Origin of the sequence: Halostella sp. PRR32, assembly GCF_034808085.1 — an archaeon.
Taxonomy (GTDB): Archaea; Halobacteriota; Halobacteria; order Halobacteriales; family Natronoarchaeaceae; genus Halostella; species Halostella pelagica.
In genome coordinates, this window is sequence record NZ_JAXHGL010000004.1 from 245,559 (window position 1) to 265,743 (window position 20,185).

At 58.6% G+C, this 20,185-nt stretch carries 15 protein-coding genes; 6 read left to right on the forward strand and 9 right to left on the reverse strand.

Translation table 11 applies throughout. From position 1 onward, the window contains the following. Positions 1–517: 517 nt before the first annotated feature. Positions 518–1,690, forward strand: coding sequence for a pyridoxal phosphate-dependent aminotransferase (locus SM753_RS15295; protein WP_323192267.1), 1,173 nt, complete (start codon positions 518–520; stop codon positions 1,688–1,690). A gap of 175 nt (positions 1,691–1,865) precedes the next feature. Beyond that, positions 1,866–2,216 (forward strand): cupin domain-containing protein, encoded by a 351-nt coding sequence (locus SM753_RS15300; RefSeq protein ID WP_135535904.1) that lies wholly within the window; start codon positions 1,866–1,868, stop codon positions 2,214–2,216. Positions 2,217–2,527: 311 nt separating this feature from the next. Here SM753_RS15300 and SM753_RS15305 read toward each other — a convergent pair whose 3' ends face one another. Together SM753_RS15305 and SM753_RS15310 are read right to left on the reverse strand one after the other, a co-directional pair. Next, complete coding sequence (locus SM753_RS15305; protein ID WP_323192268.1) at positions 2,528–3,679, reverse strand: FAD-dependent oxidoreductase; 1,152 nt, start codon at positions 3,677–3,679, stop codon at positions 2,528–2,530. Positions 3,680–4,245: 566 nt separating this feature from the next. Then, positions 4,246–5,028: a 2-amino-3,7-dideoxy-D-threo-hept-6-ulosonate synthase gene (locus SM753_RS15310; protein ID WP_135535902.1), complete on the reverse strand. Its 783-nt coding sequence runs from the start codon at positions 5,026–5,028 to the stop codon at positions 4,246–4,248. A gap of 402 nt (positions 5,029–5,430) precedes the next feature. On the opposite strand from SM753_RS15310, the gene SM753_RS15315 reads away from it, so the two are divergent. Both SM753_RS15315 and SM753_RS15320 read left to right on the forward strand, forming a co-directional pair. Next, complete coding sequence (locus SM753_RS15315) at positions 5,431–7,530, forward strand: heterodisulfide reductase-related iron-sulfur binding cluster (RefSeq protein WP_323192269.1); 2,100 nt, start codon at positions 5,431–5,433, stop codon at positions 7,528–7,530. Positions 7,531–7,834: 304 nt separating this feature from the next. Beyond that, positions 7,835–9,418 (forward strand): aldehyde dehydrogenase family protein, encoded by a 1,584-nt coding sequence (locus SM753_RS15320; protein ID WP_323192270.1) that lies wholly within the window; start codon positions 7,835–7,837, stop codon positions 9,416–9,418. A gap of 261 nt (positions 9,419–9,679) precedes the next feature. On the opposite strand, the gene SM753_RS15325 is transcribed toward SM753_RS15320, so the two are convergent. Together SM753_RS15325 and SM753_RS15330 are read right to left on the reverse strand one after the other, a co-directional pair. Further along, positions 9,680–10,471 (reverse strand): SDR family oxidoreductase, encoded by a 792-nt coding sequence (locus SM753_RS15325; protein ID WP_135536996.1) that lies wholly within the window; start codon positions 10,469–10,471, stop codon positions 9,680–9,682. Between the two features lie 747 nt (positions 10,472–11,218). Next, positions 11,219–12,250 (reverse strand): proline racemase family protein, encoded by a 1,032-nt coding sequence (locus SM753_RS15330; protein WP_323192271.1) that lies wholly within the window; start codon positions 12,248–12,250, stop codon positions 11,219–11,221. 416 nt (positions 12,251–12,666) lie between these two features. Here SM753_RS15330 and SM753_RS15335 point away from each other — a divergent pair, with 416 nt between their 5' ends. Next, positions 12,667–14,115, forward strand: coding sequence for a sodium/proline symporter (locus SM753_RS15335; RefSeq protein WP_323192272.1), 1,449 nt, complete (start codon positions 12,667–12,669; stop codon positions 14,113–14,115). 232 nt (positions 14,116–14,347) lie between these two features. Here SM753_RS15335 and SM753_RS15340 read toward each other — a convergent pair whose 3' ends face one another. From SM753_RS15340 to SM753_RS15355, 4 genes are all read right to left on the reverse strand, one after another. Next, on the reverse strand, positions 14,348–15,319 hold the full coding sequence (locus SM753_RS15340) for an ornithine cyclodeaminase family protein (RefSeq protein WP_323192273.1): 972 nt from the start codon (positions 15,317–15,319) through the stop codon (positions 14,348–14,350). Positions 15,320–16,145: 826 nt separating this feature from the next. Further along, the gene (locus SM753_RS15345; protein WP_323192274.1) at positions 16,146–16,532 is read right to left on the reverse strand and encodes a metalloregulator ArsR/SmtB family transcription factor; all 387 of its coding nucleotides are present in this window, start codon (positions 16,530–16,532) and stop codon (positions 16,146–16,148) included. Positions 16,533–16,854: 322 nt separating this feature from the next. Next, a complete protein-coding gene (locus SM753_RS15350) occupies positions 16,855–18,195 on the reverse strand; it encodes an RNase J family beta-CASP ribonuclease (protein WP_323192275.1) in 1,341 nt (446 codons plus the stop codon). Between the two features lie 521 nt (positions 18,196–18,716). Next, a complete protein-coding gene (locus SM753_RS15355) occupies positions 18,717–19,046 on the reverse strand; it encodes a YbjQ family protein (protein WP_138798828.1) in 330 nt (109 codons plus the stop codon). Between the two features lie 342 nt (positions 19,047–19,388). On the opposite strand from SM753_RS15355, the gene SM753_RS15360 reads away from it, so the two are divergent. Further along, entirely contained in the window at positions 19,389–19,667 is a 279-nt protein-coding gene (locus SM753_RS15360) for a hypothetical protein (protein WP_135537003.1), read from the forward strand. A 35-nt stretch (positions 19,668–19,702) separates the two neighbouring features. Here the strand turns inward: SM753_RS15360 and SM753_RS15365 are convergent, their stop codons facing one another. Next, a complete protein-coding gene (locus tag SM753_RS15365; protein WP_135537004.1) occupies positions 19,703–19,942 on the reverse strand; it encodes a DUF2061 domain-containing protein in 240 nt (79 codons plus the stop codon). Between the last annotated feature and the right edge of the window lie 243 nt (positions 19,943–20,185).

The following is a 20,185-nucleotide window of genomic DNA, read 5'->3' on the forward strand; positions in this document are numbered from 1 at the left end:
CTTTCCACACGACGTGAGTTGAACCCGTTTACGTGCTTGCTCTGCTCCCGGTTCCGAATAACCGAACAGATCGTTGCTTTGCAGTCTCGTTCACCACTTCCTTTACGGACATAGGTGTGTAACGCATATCGGCTTCCGCTTCGGGTCGTCCTTCCCTACAGTCTGATATCGCCGGTGTAGCGGGCCTTGGTTGGAAATCGCGAGTATTCTCTTCTCGGGAACCGCAGTTCGAGAACGCCCGTAACGTGGGCCGATTAACCGATAGCTCCCACGTACCGGAAGAATCCCGCTGATCCAGCTAACTGGCCTGCTGTACACATTCCCTCGAAAACCAACGCTTGCGCCAAAGCCGTCCCCGGTGGAACTACTGACAGTATTCCGCTCTACGGAAACCACGGCCGTACCCCGTGTTCAGACACAAAGAAACGAGTGCCTCTCCTGCCGACTGCACGTGATCGTGTACTGGTCCACTGACGTATTGGGGTAATTTTATACATGTGTAAAATGAGAGTCGACTATGCTCGGTCAACAGACTGCAGCGGACAGAATGGACCATATCCCGTTTTCGGGCATCCGAGAGATCTTCGAAGAGTGCGACCGCCTCGAGGCTGCTGGTGAAGACGTTGTCCATCTCGAGATAGGCCGTCCCGATTTCGACACCCCGAAACCGATCAAGGATGCGGCCGTTTCGGCGCTCGACTCGGGTCACGTCCACTACACGTCCAACTACGGGATCAGCGAACTTCGAGAGACGATCGCGGCGAAGTTCGACCGCGATAACGACATCGCATACGACCCGGACCAGGAAGTGATCGTAACGACGGGGGCCACAGAAGCGATCCTCGTGAGCGTCTTCGCGTTCGTCGGCCAGGGGGACGAAGTACTCGTTCCGAACCCGAGTTGGACGTATGCGCCCAGTGTTCGGATGGCCGGTGGGACACCTGTTTCCTATAGCCTCGACCCCGAGACCGGGTTCCAGCCCGACCTAAGCGAACTCCGCGAAAACGTCTCTGACCGAACCGAGCTTCTCATCGTTAACAGTCCGCAGAATCCGACGGGTGGCGTCGTCGACGAGGACCGGATCGACACCCTGGCTGAGTTCGCCGTCGAGAACGACCTCGTCGTCCTGTCCGACGAAATCTACGAGAAGATCCTCTACGACGATTCGGAACACCACAGCTTGGCCGCGCATCCCGAGCTATACGACAGAACGATCTCCGTTAACGGCGTTTCCAAAGCCTATTCGATGACCGGATGGCGACTCGGATACCTCGGAGCGCCGGAGGAGCTTATCGATCCCATCATTCGAGTCCGACAGTATACGACGACTTGCGCGCCATCGCTCTCGCAACACGCGGCCGTTCGCGCCATCGGGAGCGGCCTCCACGAACCGATGGTGGAGGCGTTTGCCGACCGACGTGACCGTCTCCTCGAACGTCTGGACCGGATCCCCGGGATGGACTGTCCCGTCCCCAGCGGCGCGTTCTACGCGTTCCCGACGCTTCCTGAGGGGTACGAGGACGAGAACGAATTCGTCTGGTCGCTCCTCCGAGAGAAAAACGTGGCAATGGTGCCCGGTTCCGTGTTCGGATCGAACGGCAACGGACGGCTCCGTATCGCGTACTCGAACTCGGTCGAGCGGATCGACGAGGCGTTCGACCGCATCGAGGCGTGGTTGGCTGACCAGTAAACGACTCGTTCCGGACTGCTCCGGTGCGGTTCAGAACAACCCGCCCGGGTCGATATTGTGTTCTGTTCCTCCGTTTCGATAGCTGGTTACGGAGCGGTGGCACTAATGCACGTGAGTCCTCCACGCATGACCCAAAATATTATATAACTAGTCGCCAATTCTACATACGCGACCAATGAAGCCTGTTAACTTCGACAACGCCGAAACGTATGAGCCCGATGATGGATGGCGGCGAGTTTCGCTTGCTGGTAGCGACCAGTTCACGTTTGAGTGGTTTGAGAAGCCACCGGGGCATTCCTCACCCATGCACGACCACGAAAACGAACAGGTCTGTCTCGTTCTAGAGGGTGAACTCACCATCTTCACCGAGAACGACGACGTTACGCTCTCACGGTTCGATTCTGTCCTTCTGGAATCGTGGGAACGTCATCGCGTCGAAAACACCGGGGACGAAACCGCCGTAGCGGTCGACGTCTTTGCTCCCGGGCGCGGATTCGACTTCTGGACCGATCGAGATGACGAGTAGTCGACGAGAGACGATCTGCGAATAGGTATCGAGACGAAAACTCGTCCGGCGGTGAATCACTCGATTAGCCGCATGCCTGTTCATGCGATGGTTTTCACAGACCCACGGAGCCGGATAGTCAACGACCGTGCGATTCTACCGGGCGGGACCGTTCCCGGCCCGCCCAGTATCGCCGGCAGTTCGACGGTTCATTCTGCCCCACTGCCACTGAAAATCTAGATTAGCTGATGGCTTCTGTCTGTCACCGCTCACACGAAGTAACTACGCGACGGTTTCTCTGCAGGACCGTCCGTTTCGTCTGTCCGTTACGTTCAATCTATGACCGTTCCTTCTTCGAGCGTCGATCCGTCATCGAACCGATCTAGCGTCAACATCGAGATGTCGACCGTCGACGGCTTTCCGTCGACTATGAGTTCAGCTACTAGCTTTCCCGTCGCCGGTGCCTGCATGAACCCGTGTCCCGAAAAGCCGACGGCGTTTACGAACCCGGGTCGGATTTCCTCGATTATCGGATGGTGGTCCGGTGTCACAGCGTACAGCCCCGCCCAGGAATCTCGAATCTCCGACCTCGGTCCGAAATATCCCGCACACTCCGCCGCTTGTTCGATCACCTGTGCAGACCAGTCGAGCGAGACACGCTGTGAGAAGTCGTCCGGATCCATTTCCGGATCCGTCTCGTCGAAATGTCCGCCCGCGACGACGTTGCCGTTTCGCTCCGGCCGGAAGTGAACGCTCCTATCGGCGTCGATCGTAAACGGAACTGAATCCGGTACCGAAGTTTCCGGGTCGAGGATAACTAACTGACGCCGACGGGGCGAAACGGGAAGTGAAACGTTTGCCATTTCCGCTATCCGGGCCGCCCAGGGGCCTGCGGCGTTGACTACGTAATCGGCCGTGATCGTCGTCTCCTCCGTCTTGACACCGGTGACTCTCCCGTTTTCCTGCAGGACGTCCGTTACCTCTTCTTTCGTTCGGATATCTACGCCCTCATCGCTCGCAGCGGTGGCGAACCCCTGTAGTCCCAGATGAGGGTCCGCGAACCCGTCCGTTGGTGAGTACGCCGCACCCGCGAAGTCGTCAGCATCCAAAGCCGGACAGATTTCCGCCGCCTCGTCCGGGCTGATGAATTCGCTCTCCACGCCGACCTCGTTTTGCCGTTTCACGTTTTCCCGGAACTGCTCCGCCGTCGCGTCTTCACGGGCGAGAAACAGATAGCCGGGTCGCCGATATCTGATGTCGACGCCGAACTCATCTTCGAACGTTTCCCACACCTTGATACTCTCCTGTGAGAGCTTTGCGCTTACCGGAGACGAAAACTGCGCCCGTATCCCGCCGTTTGCTCTGTCCGTGCTTCCGGATCCAAGGTTCGACTTCTCTAGTATCGTTACGTCCGCTCCGCGCTTTGCAAGATAATAGCCGCACGAAACGCCGACTATTCCACCACCTATGATAACAGCATCCATAGTGACGTATTACGAGTCGGTCTATATAACGCTACCTGTTACTTCGGTATGTTGCTTATATTATACTCGGAGCGAACTTTCACGGAAAGGGTGCTAGTTCTTCATATCACAAATATAGTCTTTACTCAGAGAGGAACGAGACCGAGATCAGCGTATATGGTTCTTCGCCGGACTGAGCTACTTGTACACACTGACTACTGGGCTATCTAGCCTATTCTCTCGGGGTCCTTTCCTCCCTGCGGAATGTTTGTTCGGTTCGTTGTGCTATCTTCCGAAAAAACGGCCGGACGACTCATTGAACGGCACATATATTACACTAATAGTGCCGTAATATATGGGATTCTACATCTCCGTTCGGAAACTCACGGGACTGTGTTTTGATTCATCATCCACGGCTCAGTCCCTCAGCGTCCCGATTCACCCAGAAGTTCCGGAGAGAGGAACAAAATCCGTCGCATTGGAAACCGAGATCCTCCGAATTTCTCTTCGAACCGTTCCGAGCTTTTCTCGGTATCTCATCCGTGTTCACTTCTGCGAGGATAGTCGAATTCCTTCTATAGAGACACTCAGAGGTCGGAAGAGCGGAGCGCCGACTCTACGCCGGCGTCGTCGTGGACTATATCTGCGACCGCAGTTGCCATCGCCCCGGGGGACGAGTGCTGGAAGACGGACCGACCCATCGAAACCCCTGCGGCACCTGCGTCCATCGCGCCGCGGACGTTGCTCAACATCTCCTCGGTCGATTGCGGGCTCCCACCGGCCATAATGACTGGCACTCCCACTGCCTCGGTGACGGATTCGTAGCTCTCGACGGATCCGCTGTAAGCCGTCTTGACGATATCTGCACCGACCTCTTCCCCGAGGCGAGCCGCGTGAGCCAGGTTCTCGGCGTCGTGTTCGTCGACATCCGGCCCCCGCGCGTAGGTCATGGCAAGCACTGGAAGACCGAACTCGTGTGCGTCCTTCGTCACCGTTGCGAGCTGTTCGATCTGTCTGGGCTCGTAGTTGCTGCCGACATTGAGGTGGATCGAGACAGCGTCTGCGCCCGCGCGAACGGCCTCTTTGACGGTTCCTGTGACCCGTTTATCGTTCGGGTCCGGTCCTCGCGTTGTCGAGGCGTTGAGGTGGATGATGTACCCTTTACCGTTTTTGTTCGGATGAACTCGGGGGGCAAGCCCTTTCTGCGTGAGAACACTGTCAGCGCCACCGCGTGTGACCGCGTCGATCGTCTCTTCGATATTTGTAAGCCCGCGTGTCGCTCCGATCGTAATTCCGTGGTCCATCGGGATATTGACGTACTTTCCGTCCCGTCCGATGCGGTCGAGTCGTGCTTTGGTTCCTGTCTGCATGGTCCATATCAGTGTACTACGATGACTAATGCTTTCCGAATCTCGGATTTATCCGGAATGATTAAAGCGTAATGAAGTTCGATACCCGCTCGATCGAATCCTCTCTCCATTCCCTGTCGGATCTGATCCGTCTGCTCCCGGACGATTTCTCAATCGGCACTGTGTGGCGGGGTGTAATCGCAGTTGCTGCATGTCAAAGAGCGGCCCTGTAGTTCTATACGATCCTCTTCGCACCTCGGGCAAACGAACGACATTGAACGCCAGTATCTTGCCTTACTTGTTAAATCTATCTTTACTTGGGGCATGTTACCATGTGTCTTCTTATGTTTATCGAACGACAGTATCGACGACAGGCCCCGCGAAGTGATAAGATTTAAGCGCTCGGTCCTCCGGTGGTTGCACATGACTTACGTAGCCCAGGCGGAGGGTGCAGTTACACGCGAGACGTTCTGGACGATCAGCGAGGTCGGAGAGGTCCTGTTTTACTACCTCGCGGCGGTCGCGATTCTGGTGTTCCTGTACGGGGTGTACGAGCGGTTCGCCCGCTACGCCCGCGGCACCGACGACTGGTTCGACCGCTTGAACGACCTGCCCGGGCGCGTTGTCTCGGCGACAAAGATCGTCTTCTCTAACCAGAAGCAGTTCGACCGTGACCGCTACGCCGGGCTGATGCACGCGTTCATCTTCTGGGGCTTCCTGACGCTTTTGATCGGTACGACCATCCTCGGCATCGACATGGACATCGCCCGAAAGCTCGGCGACTCGTTCTGGACCGGCGATTTCTATCTGGCGTACTCGCTGACGATGGACGCGATGGGCCTGCTGTTCGTCGTCGGTATCGGCATGGCACTGTACCGGCGCTACTGGGTCCGCAACGAGCGCCTCTGGGGCAAACACACCAGTGCTGAAGACGACCTTTTCATCTGGTCGCTGTTCCTGCTCGGCGTCGGCGGCTACGTCGCCGAGGGGATCCGTATCGTCGGCACCGGCTTCCCCGAGTTCGAAACCGTCAGCTTCGTCGGCTGGTTCCTCGCCGACGTGTTCGTTATCGCCGGCATGACCGAGTCGCTGGCCGTCGACCTCTACTGGTGGGCGTGGTGGTCCCACGCCGTCCTCGCGCTGGCGTTCGTCGCATCGGTCCCGTACGCGAAACCGTTCCACATGATCTCCTCGTACGCAAACGTCGTCACGCGCGACGAGAAAGCGGGCAAACGCCTGCCCGGCGTCCCCGAGGACGCCAGTCCCGACGAGATCGGCTACAGCGACGTCGAGGACTTCTCCTGGAAGGACGTTCTCGACCAGGACGCCTGCACGAAATGCGGCCGGTGCTCGTCGGCTTGCCCGGCGAAAGCATCGGGCCGGCCGCTCGACCCGCGCGACGTGATCCTTGACCTGAAGTCCTACCGCGAGTCGGTCGAGGCCGGCGAGACCGAGGAGAAGGCGATCATCGCCGATGGCGGGGCGAGCGTCATCGACAGTTCGACGATGGAGTCATGTATGGCCTGCATGGCGTGTATGGACGCCTGTCCGGTCGAGATAGAGCATTTGAAACAGTTCACGGGGATGAACCGGCGGCTGACCGAGTCGGGGCAGATGGACGAGAACGTCCAGGAGGCGATGATGAACGTGTTCCAGAACGGCAACACGTTCGGGGACCCCGACCGCAAACGCCCGGACTGGGCCGAGGAGTTGGACTTCGAGGTGCCGGACGCCCGCGAGGAGGCGGTCGAATACGTCTGGTACGTGGGCGACTATCCGAGCTACGATGAGCGCAACAAACGGATCGCGCGGGCGCTGGCGACTGTGTTCGAGCACGCGGGCGTCGACTACGGGATCCTCTACGAAGACGAACAGACGGCGGGTAACGACGTGCGCCGTGTGGGCGAGGAGGGACTGTACGAGATGCTGGTCGAGGACAACGCTGCCGCCATTCAGGACTGCGAGTTCGAGAAGATAGTGACGACGGACCCGCACGCGTTCAACACGTTCATGAACGAGTATCCGGAGTTCGACGCCTGCGAGTGGGAGGCCGAGGACGTGTTCCACTATACGCAGGTAGTCGACGATCTGGCGAGTCAGGGCGCGCTGGCCCTGGACGGGACGGAACTGGACTACACGGTTACGTATCACGACCCGTGTCACCTGGGGCGGTACAACGACGTGTTCGAGGCACCCCGTGACCTGGTCCGCGCGACAGGGGCTGATCTCTACGAGATGCCGCGGAACCGCTCGGACTCGTTCTGTTGTGGCGGCGGCGGTGGCGGGTTGTGGATGGACTTCGACGAGGAGCCAAAGCCGAGCGAGGAACGGTTGCGGGAGGCCTTGGAAGACACGGAGGCGGGCGGCGCGGTCGAGAAGTTCGTCGTGGCCTGCCCGATGTGTGCGACGATGTACGAGGACGGGCGCAAGACCGGCGGGTTCGAAGACGAGATAGAGGTCGTCGGACTCACCGAACTGGTCGCAGAGGCGCTCGGCCAGGCGGAGCGCGTCGCCGCGTTGTAGACAGCGGCAATATCCGAGACGTTAGCCTGCTCTGACCCGTAACCGAACGACAAGACCTACCGACTGACCGGTACTGAACGTAGATACGTCACGCATACGCGACTGTCGATGTCGAGTGTCGTCGGAAAGCTATCGTAGCGCTCGCAAGTCATCACAGACCAGATCCCCGGACTACGTGCGATCTAAGTCTGTAGACCGTTGCAAATGCCTCTATAGGCCGATGATCAGTGAGTCGCTAGCTTCCCGTGGCTCTGGACAGACACACACCAAAACATATAAGACCTAGTAGACATCCCTTTTACCCGTGCAACCTGTAGAATACGATGACGAGCTGACGTACCATACACATAAGCAAAATGGCACAGAAGAGGACTTCCACGACACCTACGAGGAAGCGATAGAGTCCGTCAAGACCGAATTCGGCGAGTTCCATCCGCTCTGGATCGATGGAGACAGCGTCGAGACCGAGGACCGATTCAGCGTTACGAACCCCGGGAACCTCGATACGGAGATCGGTGAGTTCGCCGCAGGCGGAGAAGCGGAAGTCAACACTGCTGTCAGTGCAGCCAAGGACGCGTCCACCGAATGGGAGCAGATGGACGTGGAATCGCGCGTCGAGATCTTCCAGAACGCCGCCGAGATCATGCGAGAGCGGAAGTACGAACTCGCAGCGACGCTCTCCCTCGAAAACGGGAAGAACCGGACCGAGGCGATGGCCGACGTCGACGAGTCTATCGACTTCCTGGAGTTCTACAGCCGCGAGTTCGAACGGTCGGACGGGTACGAGTTCGACACCGGCGAGCCGACGCCGGGACAGCACACCACGAACCTGCTGCGACCATACGGCGTTTTCGCGGTTATTTCGCCGTTTAACTTCCCGATGGCGCTGCTCGTGGGGATGACAACGGGCGCACTGGTCACGGGCAACACCGTCGTCGCAAAGCCCGCCTCCACGACGCCGCTGACCGCACAAAAGTACACGAGTATCCTCTCCGAAGCGGGCATTCCGGATGGCGTGTTTAACCTGGTCATGGGTGGCGGTCGATCGGTCGGTCAGCCCCTCATCGAACACGAGGACGTTTCCGGCGTCGCATTCACTGGCTCCCGAGACGTGGGGTACAACATCCAGAAGACGTTCTTCGAGCAGGGCAAGCGGGGTCCGGTCATCGCCGAACTCGGCGGAAAGAACCCGGTGATCGTGAGCGACGAGGCGGACCTCGACGACGCGGTCGAAGGCGTCATGAAAGGCGCGTTCACGTTCAGTGGCCAGAAGTGTTCCGCGACATCCCGCGTGTACGTTCACGACGATGTCATCGACGAGTTCACGGACCAACTGGTCGCAGAGACCGAACAGTTAGGTATCGGTCCCGCGGAAGATCGCGATACCGTCATCTCTCCGCTGATCGACGATAGCGCCCTCGAACACTACCAGTCGATCACCGAGCAGGCCCGGGCTGACGGGACAGTTCGAACGGGCGGCTCCGCGATCGATGAGGGCGACCTCGCCGACGGGCGGTTCGTCGAACCGACCGTCGTCACGGATATCCCCCACGAACACGAACTCGCACGCGAGGAACACTTCGTTCCGTTCGTGACGATCCACCCGATATCGGACCTGGACGAAGGGATCGAAAAATCGAACGACAGCGAATACGGCCTCTGTGCGGGCCTCTTCTCGGAGGACGAGGCGGAGATCGACCAGTGGTTCGACGAGGTCGAATCCGGAATGTGTTACGTGAACAGATCGCAGAGCGCAACCACGGGCGCGCTGGTGCAGGCACAGCCGTTCGGCGGCTGGAAGTTCTCCGGTACGACGGGGAAGTTTGCCGGTGGGTACTGGTATCTCCAGCAGTTCATGCGCGAGCAGAGCCGAACGCGCGTCGAATAACCCGACTCGTCCCGTTTCCGCGAACTGTTTTCGTCACACGTTCGAACGACGACTCTCTCGACGCCCGACCAGCGGTCTGTTTCACAGCGGGCCTGAGCTAACACCTCGTCACGACCGGCTCAACGAACGAGTGCGCGCGGTTTCGACTGTCATTCTGTGTTCTGGCCGTAGGGTTGTAACTGAGTGGTACGCGTCGACGGCCTATCGAAAAATGGGGTTTCTCCGTGGGCGGGGTCCGATTCCGGTCGTGGCCCGAGAGGCCTACAGGTTGGATTTGCCGTTACCGCCGTCGATCGGTATTGCGACTCCGTTGATGTAGCTGGAGTGGTCTGAGGACAGGAACGCGACGGTGTCACCGAGCTCTCGCGGTTCTCCTATCCGGCCGAGCGGGATCCCGTCACCGCGGGCCTCTAATCCATCCTCGTAGGAGTCGTACTCGCCGCGTTCGACGCCCTGGTTGATGAGATCCTCGATCCGGCTGGTCTCGTGCGGACCGGGAAGGACGGCGTTCACGCGGACCTCCGGTGCCAGTTCCTTCGACAGCGTCTTTTCGAGTCCGATCACACTCATCCGAACTGAGTTCGATAGGACCAGCGAATCGATAGCCTCCTTGACGCTTCGTGACGTGATGTTGACGACCGTTCCGCCGTCTCCAGCCTGCAAATGCTCGGCAGACTCGCGGACTAACCGAACGACGCTCATCACGAGGAGGTCGAACGCCTGATACCAGTCGTCGTCTTCCATCTCCATGAACGGACCGCTCGGCGGGCCACCCGCCGACGTGACGAGGTGGTCGATCGTTCCGAACTCGTCGACAGTCTGGCTGACCAGGGATTCGATGTCGGCTTTGTCGGTGAGATCTGCTGTTACCCCGATCACCTTTCCGGATCCGAGTTCGTCGACGCTTTCGACGGCCTCGTTTAGCTGTTCGGGGTCTCGTCCGTTCATGACGACGTGTGCGTTACCTTCGGCGAGGGATTCGGCGGAAGCGCGGCCGAGTCCGCTACTCGATGCAGTCACGAGGGCTACCTGACCATCAAAATCCAGTGACATTGTACTGGATAGTGGACTTCCCATATTAATATATCTTTGGTCATCGGCGTTTTCGAGACTCACCGCTCCGAAAAGAGAGGCAAAGCACAGATCCGTGGACTGCAATTCAGAACTGTCCCGCGTCGTAACTGGCGATGAACACTGACTGGGGTGGGAAGCGGGTATCGTCTCTCTCATACACTGTTCCTCTTTCGGGAACTTCGCCTGGCCAGTCGGCCCCGAGACAGCCGGGGCTAACGGATGCACTGCCTGAATTTACGTCAATACCACTGTAAATTCCGGCAACGGCGATCCGGCCCGATGCACCGTCCGTTCTCCGAAAACGCGAAAACCGTGCGGAGAACCGCTGAGATGTGATTCCGCTCTGATACTCGACTGTTCGCACGCTACAAACGCGGAACCGAAACGCCACGGGGTTATTCCTCAGAGGGGAACAGAACGGACCCTGATTCGGTCAATTTGACGGCGAATTCAACACTGTTTCCGCGGCACGGATGCGGACGTGAGTGTCCGATTGAACTGTGCTCTTCCCGTGACAACGACTGGGATACATTTGTTTACAGAGCGTACTTCGGCGTCGGTGCCCGAGACTGCTCTCCGACCTGTCTACCCGATTTCGCATCGCTGTCACCGGGTGCTTCGGGTTCTCCGATACCCCAGGTGGGCTTCGCGGCGGTGATCTGTTCCATACTTTGCCGCCGAGATGTATTCCGGTATGCGGAACGACCCGTTTCGGACCGTATCGAATCACCTGAGGAAGAACCCGTTCTCAAACGGGTCGGCCGGATCGAGGACGAACTGGCTCTGTCCGGTGAGGTAGGCGTTTCCGGTGATATTGGGCAGAACCGCATCGTACCCTCCGTACGACTCGGTTTCCTCGTACGTCCCCGTGAATTCGGAGCCGACGATGCTTTCGACGACCAGTTCCTCGGTCGGGGCGAGGTGACCACGGTGAGACTGTAGTGCCACGCGACCGCTCACACCGGTGCCGGTCGGACACCGGTCGACTTCCCCATCAGCGAAAATACACACGTTCCTCGTATCCGCACTGCTGTTCTCCGGTTCGCCGCGGATGATGGTTCCATAGAGGAAGCTGAGATCGTCTTCGAACGGGTGTTCGATGTCCCGGGACTCGCTCACCGCGGCTTTGATCGCGCGACCGGCATCGACAAGTTCCCCGACGGAGTCGGAGTCGAGGTCGACGCCGAGGTCAGCAGCGTCGCAGTAGGCGTAGAACGCACCGCCGAAAGCGAGGTCGTACTCGACGGACCCGAGTTCGGGAACCTCGACCGAGCAGTCCGTTTCGACGACGAACGAGGGGACGTTTTCGAAGGTAACCGTCCCCGCGTTGCCTCGCTCGTCGACTTGCACTCTGGCAGTGACGAGGCCGGCAGGCGTGTCCATCGCGACAGTCGTTACCGGTGTCTCGGCCTCGACGAACTCCGTTTCGACCGCTACCTTCGCCAACGCGATGACTCCGTGGCCACACATCGTGCTGTAACCCTCGTTATGGAGGAACAGGACGCCGAAATCAGCGTCGTCCGTGACCGGGTCAGTCACCACTGCGCCGTACATATCCGCGTGACCGCGCGGCTCTAGAATTATCGCTTTGCGGAACTCGTCGAGGTTGTTCTCCATGTACCTGCGTTTTTCCAGCATCGTATCGCCCTCTACTGACGGAAGGCCGTCAGTCACGATGCGTAGCGGTTCGCCTCCCGTGTGTGCGTCTATCGTGGAGATAGTCGTCCACTGCTCTGGTGGTGACCAGTTCACGTCCATCGTCTGTCTCCCTTAGCCTACTCGCGGATGCCAAAAAGTGTACTGGTCGGTACAGTTCAGGCTTGGGACATCCACGTTCCGGGAAGATAGCGGACCGCTCGCCAGAGCGTGTACGAGGCTTCGACAGCGAGTACGTCCGATTCGCTGATCCGCATTCACTGTGGGATCGGTTCTGTCTTCGAGCGAGTTCGCTGGGGGTCTACATCTGACGCTGAGAGAGACGGGCACTCCACCGGCTCGCACTTCCACAGTGGGTCCGAACGATCCACGTCCCCACCGGGAGCTGTATTTTTCAGCTCACCAATCATTGAGTTTCACGATTAAATATAAATATGGGTGGGGTTTACAGATGAGTGAGGTACACAAACATGGTAAGCGCAGGCAGTAATACAGCCATAGGCTTAGTAGGCTATCTAGTGGTTGTGGCCGTGATCGGGTACTGGGGTTCAAAGAAGATCAATACGGAAGCGGACTTCTTCATCGGGGGTGACCAACTGCCCGGATGGGCGTTGGCGCTCTCGGAGCGAAGTTCCGACATGTCCGGGTGGCTCCTGTTAGGGATGCCCGGTCTCGCGTGGGCTGCTGGCTTGTCGTCAGTCTGGGCCATTGTCGGAGCCGCTGGCGGTGCAATCTTCCAGTGGGTCGTCTACTCCCGTCCGTTCATGGAAGGTAGAAAAGAAACTGGAGCGATCACCCCGATAGGGCTCCTCGCGGAAAAACTCCCGACGGAGTCACCCGTACTTCGCATCCTGCCCGGCATCGTCGCGTTCGTGTTCTACATGGGCTATGTCGGGTCCCAGTTCCTGGCCGGTGGGAAGATATTCGAGAGCGTCTTCGGCGTCAACGCGACGACCGGATTACTCGTCGTCGCAGTGCTGATCATCGCCTACGCGCTTGCGGGCGGCTTCCTGGCGGTCGTCTGGACTGACACGATGCAAGCGTTACTGATGGTTTTCACGCTCGTGGTCCTCCCGGGCATCTTGCTCGTTCAGGTTCTGATGGACCCGTCGATGTCGATCATGGGAAGCCTCGAAGCGTCCGGCGGCGGACGGTCTTCGTGGTTAGGCGGTGCAACAGGTGGAGCCGCGTTCGTCCTCATCGGGGCGAACCTCAGTTGGTTCCTGGCCTGTCTCGGCGGCTATCCGCACCTCACGCAGCGGTTAATGGCTGTCCGAAACGAACAGGAGCGCCGAACCGCGATCATCGTCTCGACGGTCTGGGGCGTTCTGACGGCCATCGGGACGGTTCTCCTTGGCCTTCTCGCCCGGACGATTCACGGCGCACCTGAAGCGATCCAGGCCGACCGCGAAATGGTCCTTCCGTACATGGTCCTGGAGCACACTCCGGGACTTCTCGGAGGTATTCTGCTTGCGGGCGCCCTCGCTGCGATGATGTCTACTGCAGACTCCCAGCTGGTCGTGGCGAGTTCGGCGGCAGCACACGACATCTACAACAAAGTGGTCAAGAAAGGCGAGGACTTCACGGAGAAAAAGCGGGTTCGGATCTCCCGCATCGGTACGCTGGCTGTCGGTGCGGTCGGTCTCGCTATCGCCGCTTTAGCTCAGAGCCTCGTGTACACGCTAGTTAGCTATTCCGCGACCGGGCTGTTCTCCGCGTTCGGTCCGGCGTTCACGCTCTTGTTCTTCTGGGGTGACCGGTTCTCGAAGGCAGGGCTCATTGCGGCGTTCCTCGCTGGACCGATCGTCACTGTGCTGTGGGTGACGATGGGGTATACTGACATCGTGACGGTCCGTCTCGTCGCGCCGCCGGTCGGATTCGCCGCTGCGATCATCGCATCGCTGATCTGGCCTCGCGGCAAAGAAGTCACGGAGAAGCCAAAGCCCGGGGCTACACCGCAGGATTAGGCGAATTCGTCTTCCACGATTCTCACGCTCTCCGTGAGTGACCTCCGACGTTCGAGTGATCATCCCCGCCGACGTTCGAGTTACCTCCTCCCGGTGACGCTGCGAGCGATCCGTAGCTACGGGGTGTGAAATACCGAACTGACGGACAACAGTCCCTATCAAGGGAAAGCGGCGATTCGAACACACACCGCGTCTACCGTGCGACACCGTAGAGTTCGTCGCCCGCACCGGATCAGGTCGGCTGTGTGGTTCCGACTCCTTTCTCGCGGGCCGCTTCGTACACCTCTGTCGCCGCGGCGGCGTCGAGTACGGCAGTCCCCACGCTCTCGACTACGAGTATCTCGTCTCTCGATTCACGTCCTGTCGTCCCTTCGAACAGCGCCGCTATCGGGATGAGGTCGTCCGCCGCCAGATCGGTTGCGGCCAGATCGCCGATCGTCGTCACCTCCTCGGGGACGTCCGCGAACACCCGGGACGCGCGGTCGAAGACGGCTGGTTCGAGCTCCTGCATCTCTGCGTCGTACGCCCCGACTGCGACGACCACTGTCCCCGGTGAGAGCGCCGCGGCCGGGAAGACCGGCTCGGAACTGGTCGTCGCCGTGACGACGACGGACGCGTCGCGAACGGCCGCTGCGGGCGTGTCGACGGCAGTCGCCGAGATCCCGTGTTCGCGGAGGTCCGCGACGCAGTCGTGTTTCGAGTCGCTCGGCGAATAGACGGAGACGGACTCGATGTCAGTTAACGCGGCGATCGCCCGGGTCTGCCAGCGCGCCTGTGCGCCAGCGCCGATGACGCCGAGCGTAATGGGTTCGTTCGCGAGTTCGCGGGCGGCCAGCCCGCCGATACAGCCGGTTCGAGCGTTCGTGATTCGGGTACCGTCCATGAATGCGGCCGGCTGGCCCGTTCGCGCGTCTGAGAGAACGATCTGTGCGTGAAGCATCGGCAGCGAGCGCTTCTTGTTTCCGTCGTGGAGGCTGACCAGTTTCGTCGCGAAGTACTCCTCCGCGTGAATGTACGCCGGCATGACTAATCCGGTGCCGAGTGGTTCACTGGAGTCGAGGTCAGCGCCGATCGGGTAGTGCGGTCGCTCCGGGCGTTCGACCTCTCCCGAATGCTGTTTTTCGAGGGCTCGTTCGACGATCGGGGCGAGCGTCTCGATGTCGATCAGTCGCTCGATCTCCGCGTCAGTGAGGAACAGAACCATGCGAGCACGTACGGGATCCGGGATGTTATGTGTTCCTGTCACGTTTCGGGAATACTCGGGAAATACGAAGACGGGATTCTGTGTTTCCTACGTGACTTCTAGCCGCAAACGCCTAACGTCCACTCGTTTCACGATTCGATGTCGATATCGACGAGGGGGTGGCGACAGACGCGGATCGCGCCGAGGACATGTCGGCGACGTTCAACCGAACTGAGATGAAGGCGGTAGCTCTGGATTCGCACTGGTGATCGTCGAATGTTCAGCTCCGCATCAGAGAGTTCGGGTGTCCGGGGATACCGATGCAAAAATTGCTCTGTGGGGCCTAGCTATGGGAGGCCTCGCTGTACCCTTGTACCACGTTCCAGCGGTTCGTTGGACTGTTCATGCAACGAGTTGCGACCCGTTACGTTGGGCGTATCCGTTTCTAGTGTTGATGTTGAAACCGTTTGGAACTATTCATAGCCCCAACCACGTTCGCCATTGTCCGAATTAGATTGTATTTCTACAATCACTAACACGAAACTGGCACAACTCCTGTCGACGTCGCCACGGTTTTCGATCCGGCTCCATACTCGTCCAAGGACGCTTTGTGTTAGATATCCATATTGTAAAACCACCATTCGAACAAACCTGTTGGCATTATATAAATTTGATGTGGGAGCACACCGCTCTTGGGCGTGCGAGCGAGAGGATATACTTGGGATCGCCTCTTTGTCTCAAACACCGCTCGCTGGACTCGGTTCGGGAAGTAAAAGTTGCCGTAGCGTTCGTTCAGAGCGTTCGAAAGCCGCCCTCCGGATCGAGACAACTGTTCCTGGCTCGCCCGTTAATCGGTGTCGATAGCAGCGGCGAGTCCGAGAATGTCCTCTACAGCAGTGTCTGCTATCCGGTAGTAGTTCCATCTTCCCTTTTTTCGGCTTTTCACTAGCCCGGCCTCTCTCAGTTTCCGAACGTGCGTCGCAACCGTTGACTGCGGGGCGTCGAGGATGATCATTAACTCGCAACCGCACAGTTCGCCGTGCCGGAGCGCTTCGAGCAGTTGGAGGCGATCTCTGTTCGCGAGTGCTCGAAACACGGTACGTTCACCTTCGAGAGTCTCGTCGTCAGACCGATAGCCTACTAATTCCGAGACCTGGTCGTCCGGGTTTTCGTCGTATAGGCGCTCGAGTGTTTCTCTCCCCACGTCGCCCGGGATGTCAGATTCCGAATCCATATTTTAATTTCTCGATTCTAAAATCGCTTAAGCCTGCCGGATTCAGATCATCTGTGATCAGTTTCCCAGTAATACTCTCTGCCAGTAGACTCGGTAGATATATTGTTGAATAACAATATGGTGGCCCACTACAGTCCTACTGATCGATAGTACCGAGATCGATGCCCTGTCTATCAGGCCTCCCTCTCCTGTTCAACACGGCGTCACGGGAACTTGACGGATCAACGTTTACCGGTGTCTAACTCGACGACTACGGTTCAGCGAGTGTATTCGGTACACGCGGGAAAACCCTGCTTCCCGCCAGTCGACCGGAACGGGACGCTCAGACCAACTGAATGGTGTTCCCGTTCTCGGTGACGTGTAGATCGCGTCCGAGTTTGTAGCCCTCGTTCCCCGCGAGGTCGACGTAGCCGGAAAAGCCGCCCATGTCCTGATGTGCCGGGATGACGTGCTGGGGTTGAAGCGCGTCGAGCATCTCGTAGTGGCCTTCCTGTCGAAGGTGGCCGGAGACGTGAACGTCGTCGTAGATACGCGCGCCCTGCATCTTCAGTAGCCTCTCGGACTGGTACCGTTGGCCCTCGTTCGTCGGTTCGGGAATAACTCTCGCCGAGAAGATGACCTTGTCACCGTTGTCGATCTGGTACGGTGTCTCGCCGCGTCCCATACGGGTGAGCATCGCTCGCGGTTCGCCCTGATGGCCTGTCACGACGGGGAGGAAGTTCTCTTTCCCTTCGTTCATGACTCGTTTGAACGCCCGGTCAACTGACTTGCGGTGGCCGAACATCCCGACGTCGTCCGGGAACGGAACGCCGATCTTGTCGGCTGTTCCGGAGTACTGCTCCATCGAGCGTCCGAGTAGCACCGGTTCGCGACCGATCTCCTTGGCGAACTCAATGATACTTTTCACGCGAGCGATGTGGCTGGAGAACGTGGTTGCGACGATACCGCCATCGAAGTCTTCGAGGCTTCGCATTACGTCTCGAAGCTGACTTCTGGCGACGGCCTCGCTCGGCGTCCGGCCTTTCTTGTTGGCGTTGGTACAGTCCTCGATGTAACAGAGGACGCCATCGCCCTCGCGGCCGATCTCTCGGAACCGCTTCATGTCGATGGGGTCGCCGACGACCGGCGTGTGGTCCATCCGCTTGTCGAGACCGTAGACGACAGCGCCCTCGGGCGTGTGCAGAACCGGGTTGATCGCGTCAATGATCGAGTGAGTGACGTTGACAAACTCGAGTTCGTTTCGCTCACCGATAGACATCGTCTCGCCCGCTTCCATCTTCACGAGATCGTTGTCTACCTGGAACTTGCTCTCATCTTGGATCTCCTCTTTGACGAGTTCGATCGTAAACGGGGACGCGACGATCGGCGCGTCGTACCGATGCCCCAACTTCGTGATCGCACCGATGTGGTCGAGGTGACCGTGGGTCGGCACGATGGCTTTCACGTCGCCTTCGAGTTCGCTCATCACCCGGTCGTCGGGGATAGCGCCCATGTCGATCAGGTCGAGCGAGTGCATCTGCTCGGTCCGGATGTTGTCGTGAATCAGTACCTGCGAGAGATTGAGTCCCATGTCGAAGATGACGATGTCCTCGCCCGCACGAACGGCCGTCATCTGGCGACCGACCTCCTCGTAACCGCCGATAGTTGCGATTTCGATTTCCATACTGTAGGTCCGATCAGAACGGTCCCAGAATCCGATGTAGAATCCGCCTGGTGAAGGAGAGCAGGTCGGGAGAACCGTTTCGGCGGCGATCGATAGGATATCGAGCCGTTCGGTTAGATCAAATTCGGCGACCTGCCCGGGGACAGCACGTCTTTCGGTTATCCGCCTCTTTGTATTCGCTATATAAATACCCGGCGGAGTGTCGTTGGCGTTCGTATATTCCAACTACTCCAGACTGATTATAAATGTGTTTTGTCGTCGTATGATCGCTGTAGAACCGTATCTGTTCCCCCTCGACCGAGGCGTATCGGGTCCGTACTCTTCGGTACGAACGCCTTGCACCCACAGACGTCCGGCTGGCCGAAGTGCGCCTGATACTCTCTGACAGTCATCACGGGAAGTAATTATCAGTGGTCTCGTGGCCGACAGTTCGGAGAACACTGCGTCTGGGTGTCACTACATCTATATGTAGGTGTGGGCGTCTTTCCGGATGGTTGATTCCGGACGTGCGGCCGGTGACTCTACCGATTGCGAGTCGTGACAGCGGTGCCTGAGAGGTTGACCCACAGCATCCCTTCCGCCATCTCCTCGTAATCGAACGTGGCCCCGACAACTGCGTCCGCACCGAGGTCTTCCGCCTCGGCCCGAATGTCATTTATCGCTTCTGTGCGTCCCTTCTCGATTTTCTTTTCGTACGAACCGCTCCGTCCCCCCACGACATCTCGGATCCCGGCGGCGATGTCACTGACGACGTTCGCACCGATGACCGCTTCCCCCGAGACCACGCCGAGATACTCTGTGACCTCCTGACCGTCGAGACCGTCCGTCGTTGTGATGGTAAGGTCTTCCATACGGGCTCTCATAAGCGGTGCAAGAATATAAGTTTAGACCTGTATATATAAAATCTATCCGGCAAGAAAACCACTGGAGAACTCTCCGCCGATCGGATCGTCTTTCCGTTCTCGTCGGGGGTCCACGCCATTCGACTCACTATCGAGTCGAGCCGTTACCACTACTCTCGTGCTACGAGGGCCGATACGACGTTTCCCCTAGTGTGAGTGCAGACCCACCGAGCTCGGCCTCGCCTCTGGGTCTGAAGCGACTGGGATCCGATGCATCACGACGAAGTCAGTTCCATATGGCGGGGACGACTGATCGAAACGTACAGACCGAATCCACTCATTGGTGAACGCATGTCACGCACTGTTTCGGAGTTACGGAACGAGATCCGTCAGGCCGTGGGGAGATACGAACGCGCCGAATCGACCGCCTTCACGAAGGAAGCCCTCGCCGCGATCTGTGACGACACGGGGTACGAGATCGATACGGATCGCCTCCCACCTAAATCCCGGATGCGAGCGGGCATCCTCGCGGCAATCGATGCCGTAGATGAAACCGACCCGGACGGCGTCGAGCGTCCCTTCCGCAAGGCAGAACTCCGATCGATCGCGGAGGCAGTCCAAACAGAATAACCACCGCTTCGAACGTCAGCACCGCCGTTTGCGGGTCAGTTCGTCGGCGAAAATCCCCAGGAGATCCGGTCCCAGAGGCGTTCGTACGTGTAGTACGTTCCCGTTTTGACGAGATTGGTAACTAATCCGATGTTGAGGGCGTCACTCACGTCTCCGACGACGACCCACGCGACGGAGATAGTGATTATGACCATGAGGATGCGGTAACAGAACGTTTTGGTGATCGCCCGTAACTGGCCTTGGTGGGGAGAGCGCGAAACGAACCTCCGGAGCATAGCGGAACTCTCGGTTGTTCCGACTAAAAAGTAACCCCTAACAACATCGCATCTGGGGATTTGTAACCCAAAATAGTTTCGGAGGGGTGAAAAGAGAGGACGGTCCGACTGACATTCGTTCCAGGTACGATCCCTCGGCGACACCCGGTCCTGCGATGATACCCGCTCCGCTCGGAGATCACGCAGTCGGCACTGACCGTGTCCAGCCAGCGAATTAGTACTCTTGGTCTCTCACTCCAACCT

Coding starts and splice junctions, on each gene's coding strand:
- SM753_RS15295 (WP_323192267.1), top strand. CDS start 518: ATGCTCGGTCAACAGACTGCAGCGGACAGAATGGACCATATCCCGTTT.
- SM753_RS15300 (WP_135535904.1), top strand. CDS start 1,866: ATGAAGCCTGTTAACTTCGACAACGCCGAAACGTATGAGCCCGATGAT.
- SM753_RS15305 (WP_323192268.1), bottom strand. CDS start 3,679: ATGGATGCTGTTATCATAGGTGGTGGAATAGTCGGCGTTTCGTGCGGC.
- SM753_RS15310 (WP_135535902.1), bottom strand. CDS start 5,028: ATGCAGACAGGAACCAAAGCACGACTCGACCGCATCGGACGGGACGGA.
- SM753_RS15315 (WP_323192269.1), top strand. CDS start 5,431: ATGACTTACGTAGCCCAGGCGGAGGGTGCAGTTACACGCGAGACGTTC.
- SM753_RS15325 (WP_135536996.1), bottom strand. CDS start 10,471: ATGTCACTGGATTTTGATGGTCAGGTAGCCCTCGTGACTGCATCGAGT.
- SM753_RS15330 (WP_323192271.1), bottom strand. CDS start 12,250: ATGGACGTGAACTGGTCACCACCAGAGCAGTGGACGACTATCTCCACG.
- SM753_RS15340 (WP_323192273.1), bottom strand. CDS start 15,319: ATGGTTCTGTTCCTCACTGACGCGGAGATCGAGCGACTGATCGACATC.
- SM753_RS15345 (WP_323192274.1), bottom strand. CDS start 16,532: ATGGATTCGGAATCTGACATCCCGGGCGACGTGGGGAGAGAAACACTC.
- SM753_RS15350 (WP_323192275.1), bottom strand. CDS start 18,195: ATGGAAATCGAAATCGCAACTATCGGCGGTTACGAGGAGGTCGGTCGC.
- SM753_RS15355 (WP_138798828.1), bottom strand. CDS start 19,046: ATGGAAGACCTTACCATCACAACGACGGACGGTCTCGACGGTCAGGAG.
- SM753_RS15360 (WP_135537003.1), top strand. CDS start 19,389: ATGTCACGCACTGTTTCGGAGTTACGGAACGAGATCCGTCAGGCCGTG.
- SM753_RS15365 (WP_135537004.1), bottom strand. CDS start 19,942: ATGCTCCGGAGGTTCGTTTCGCGCTCTCCCCACCAAGGCCAGTTACGG.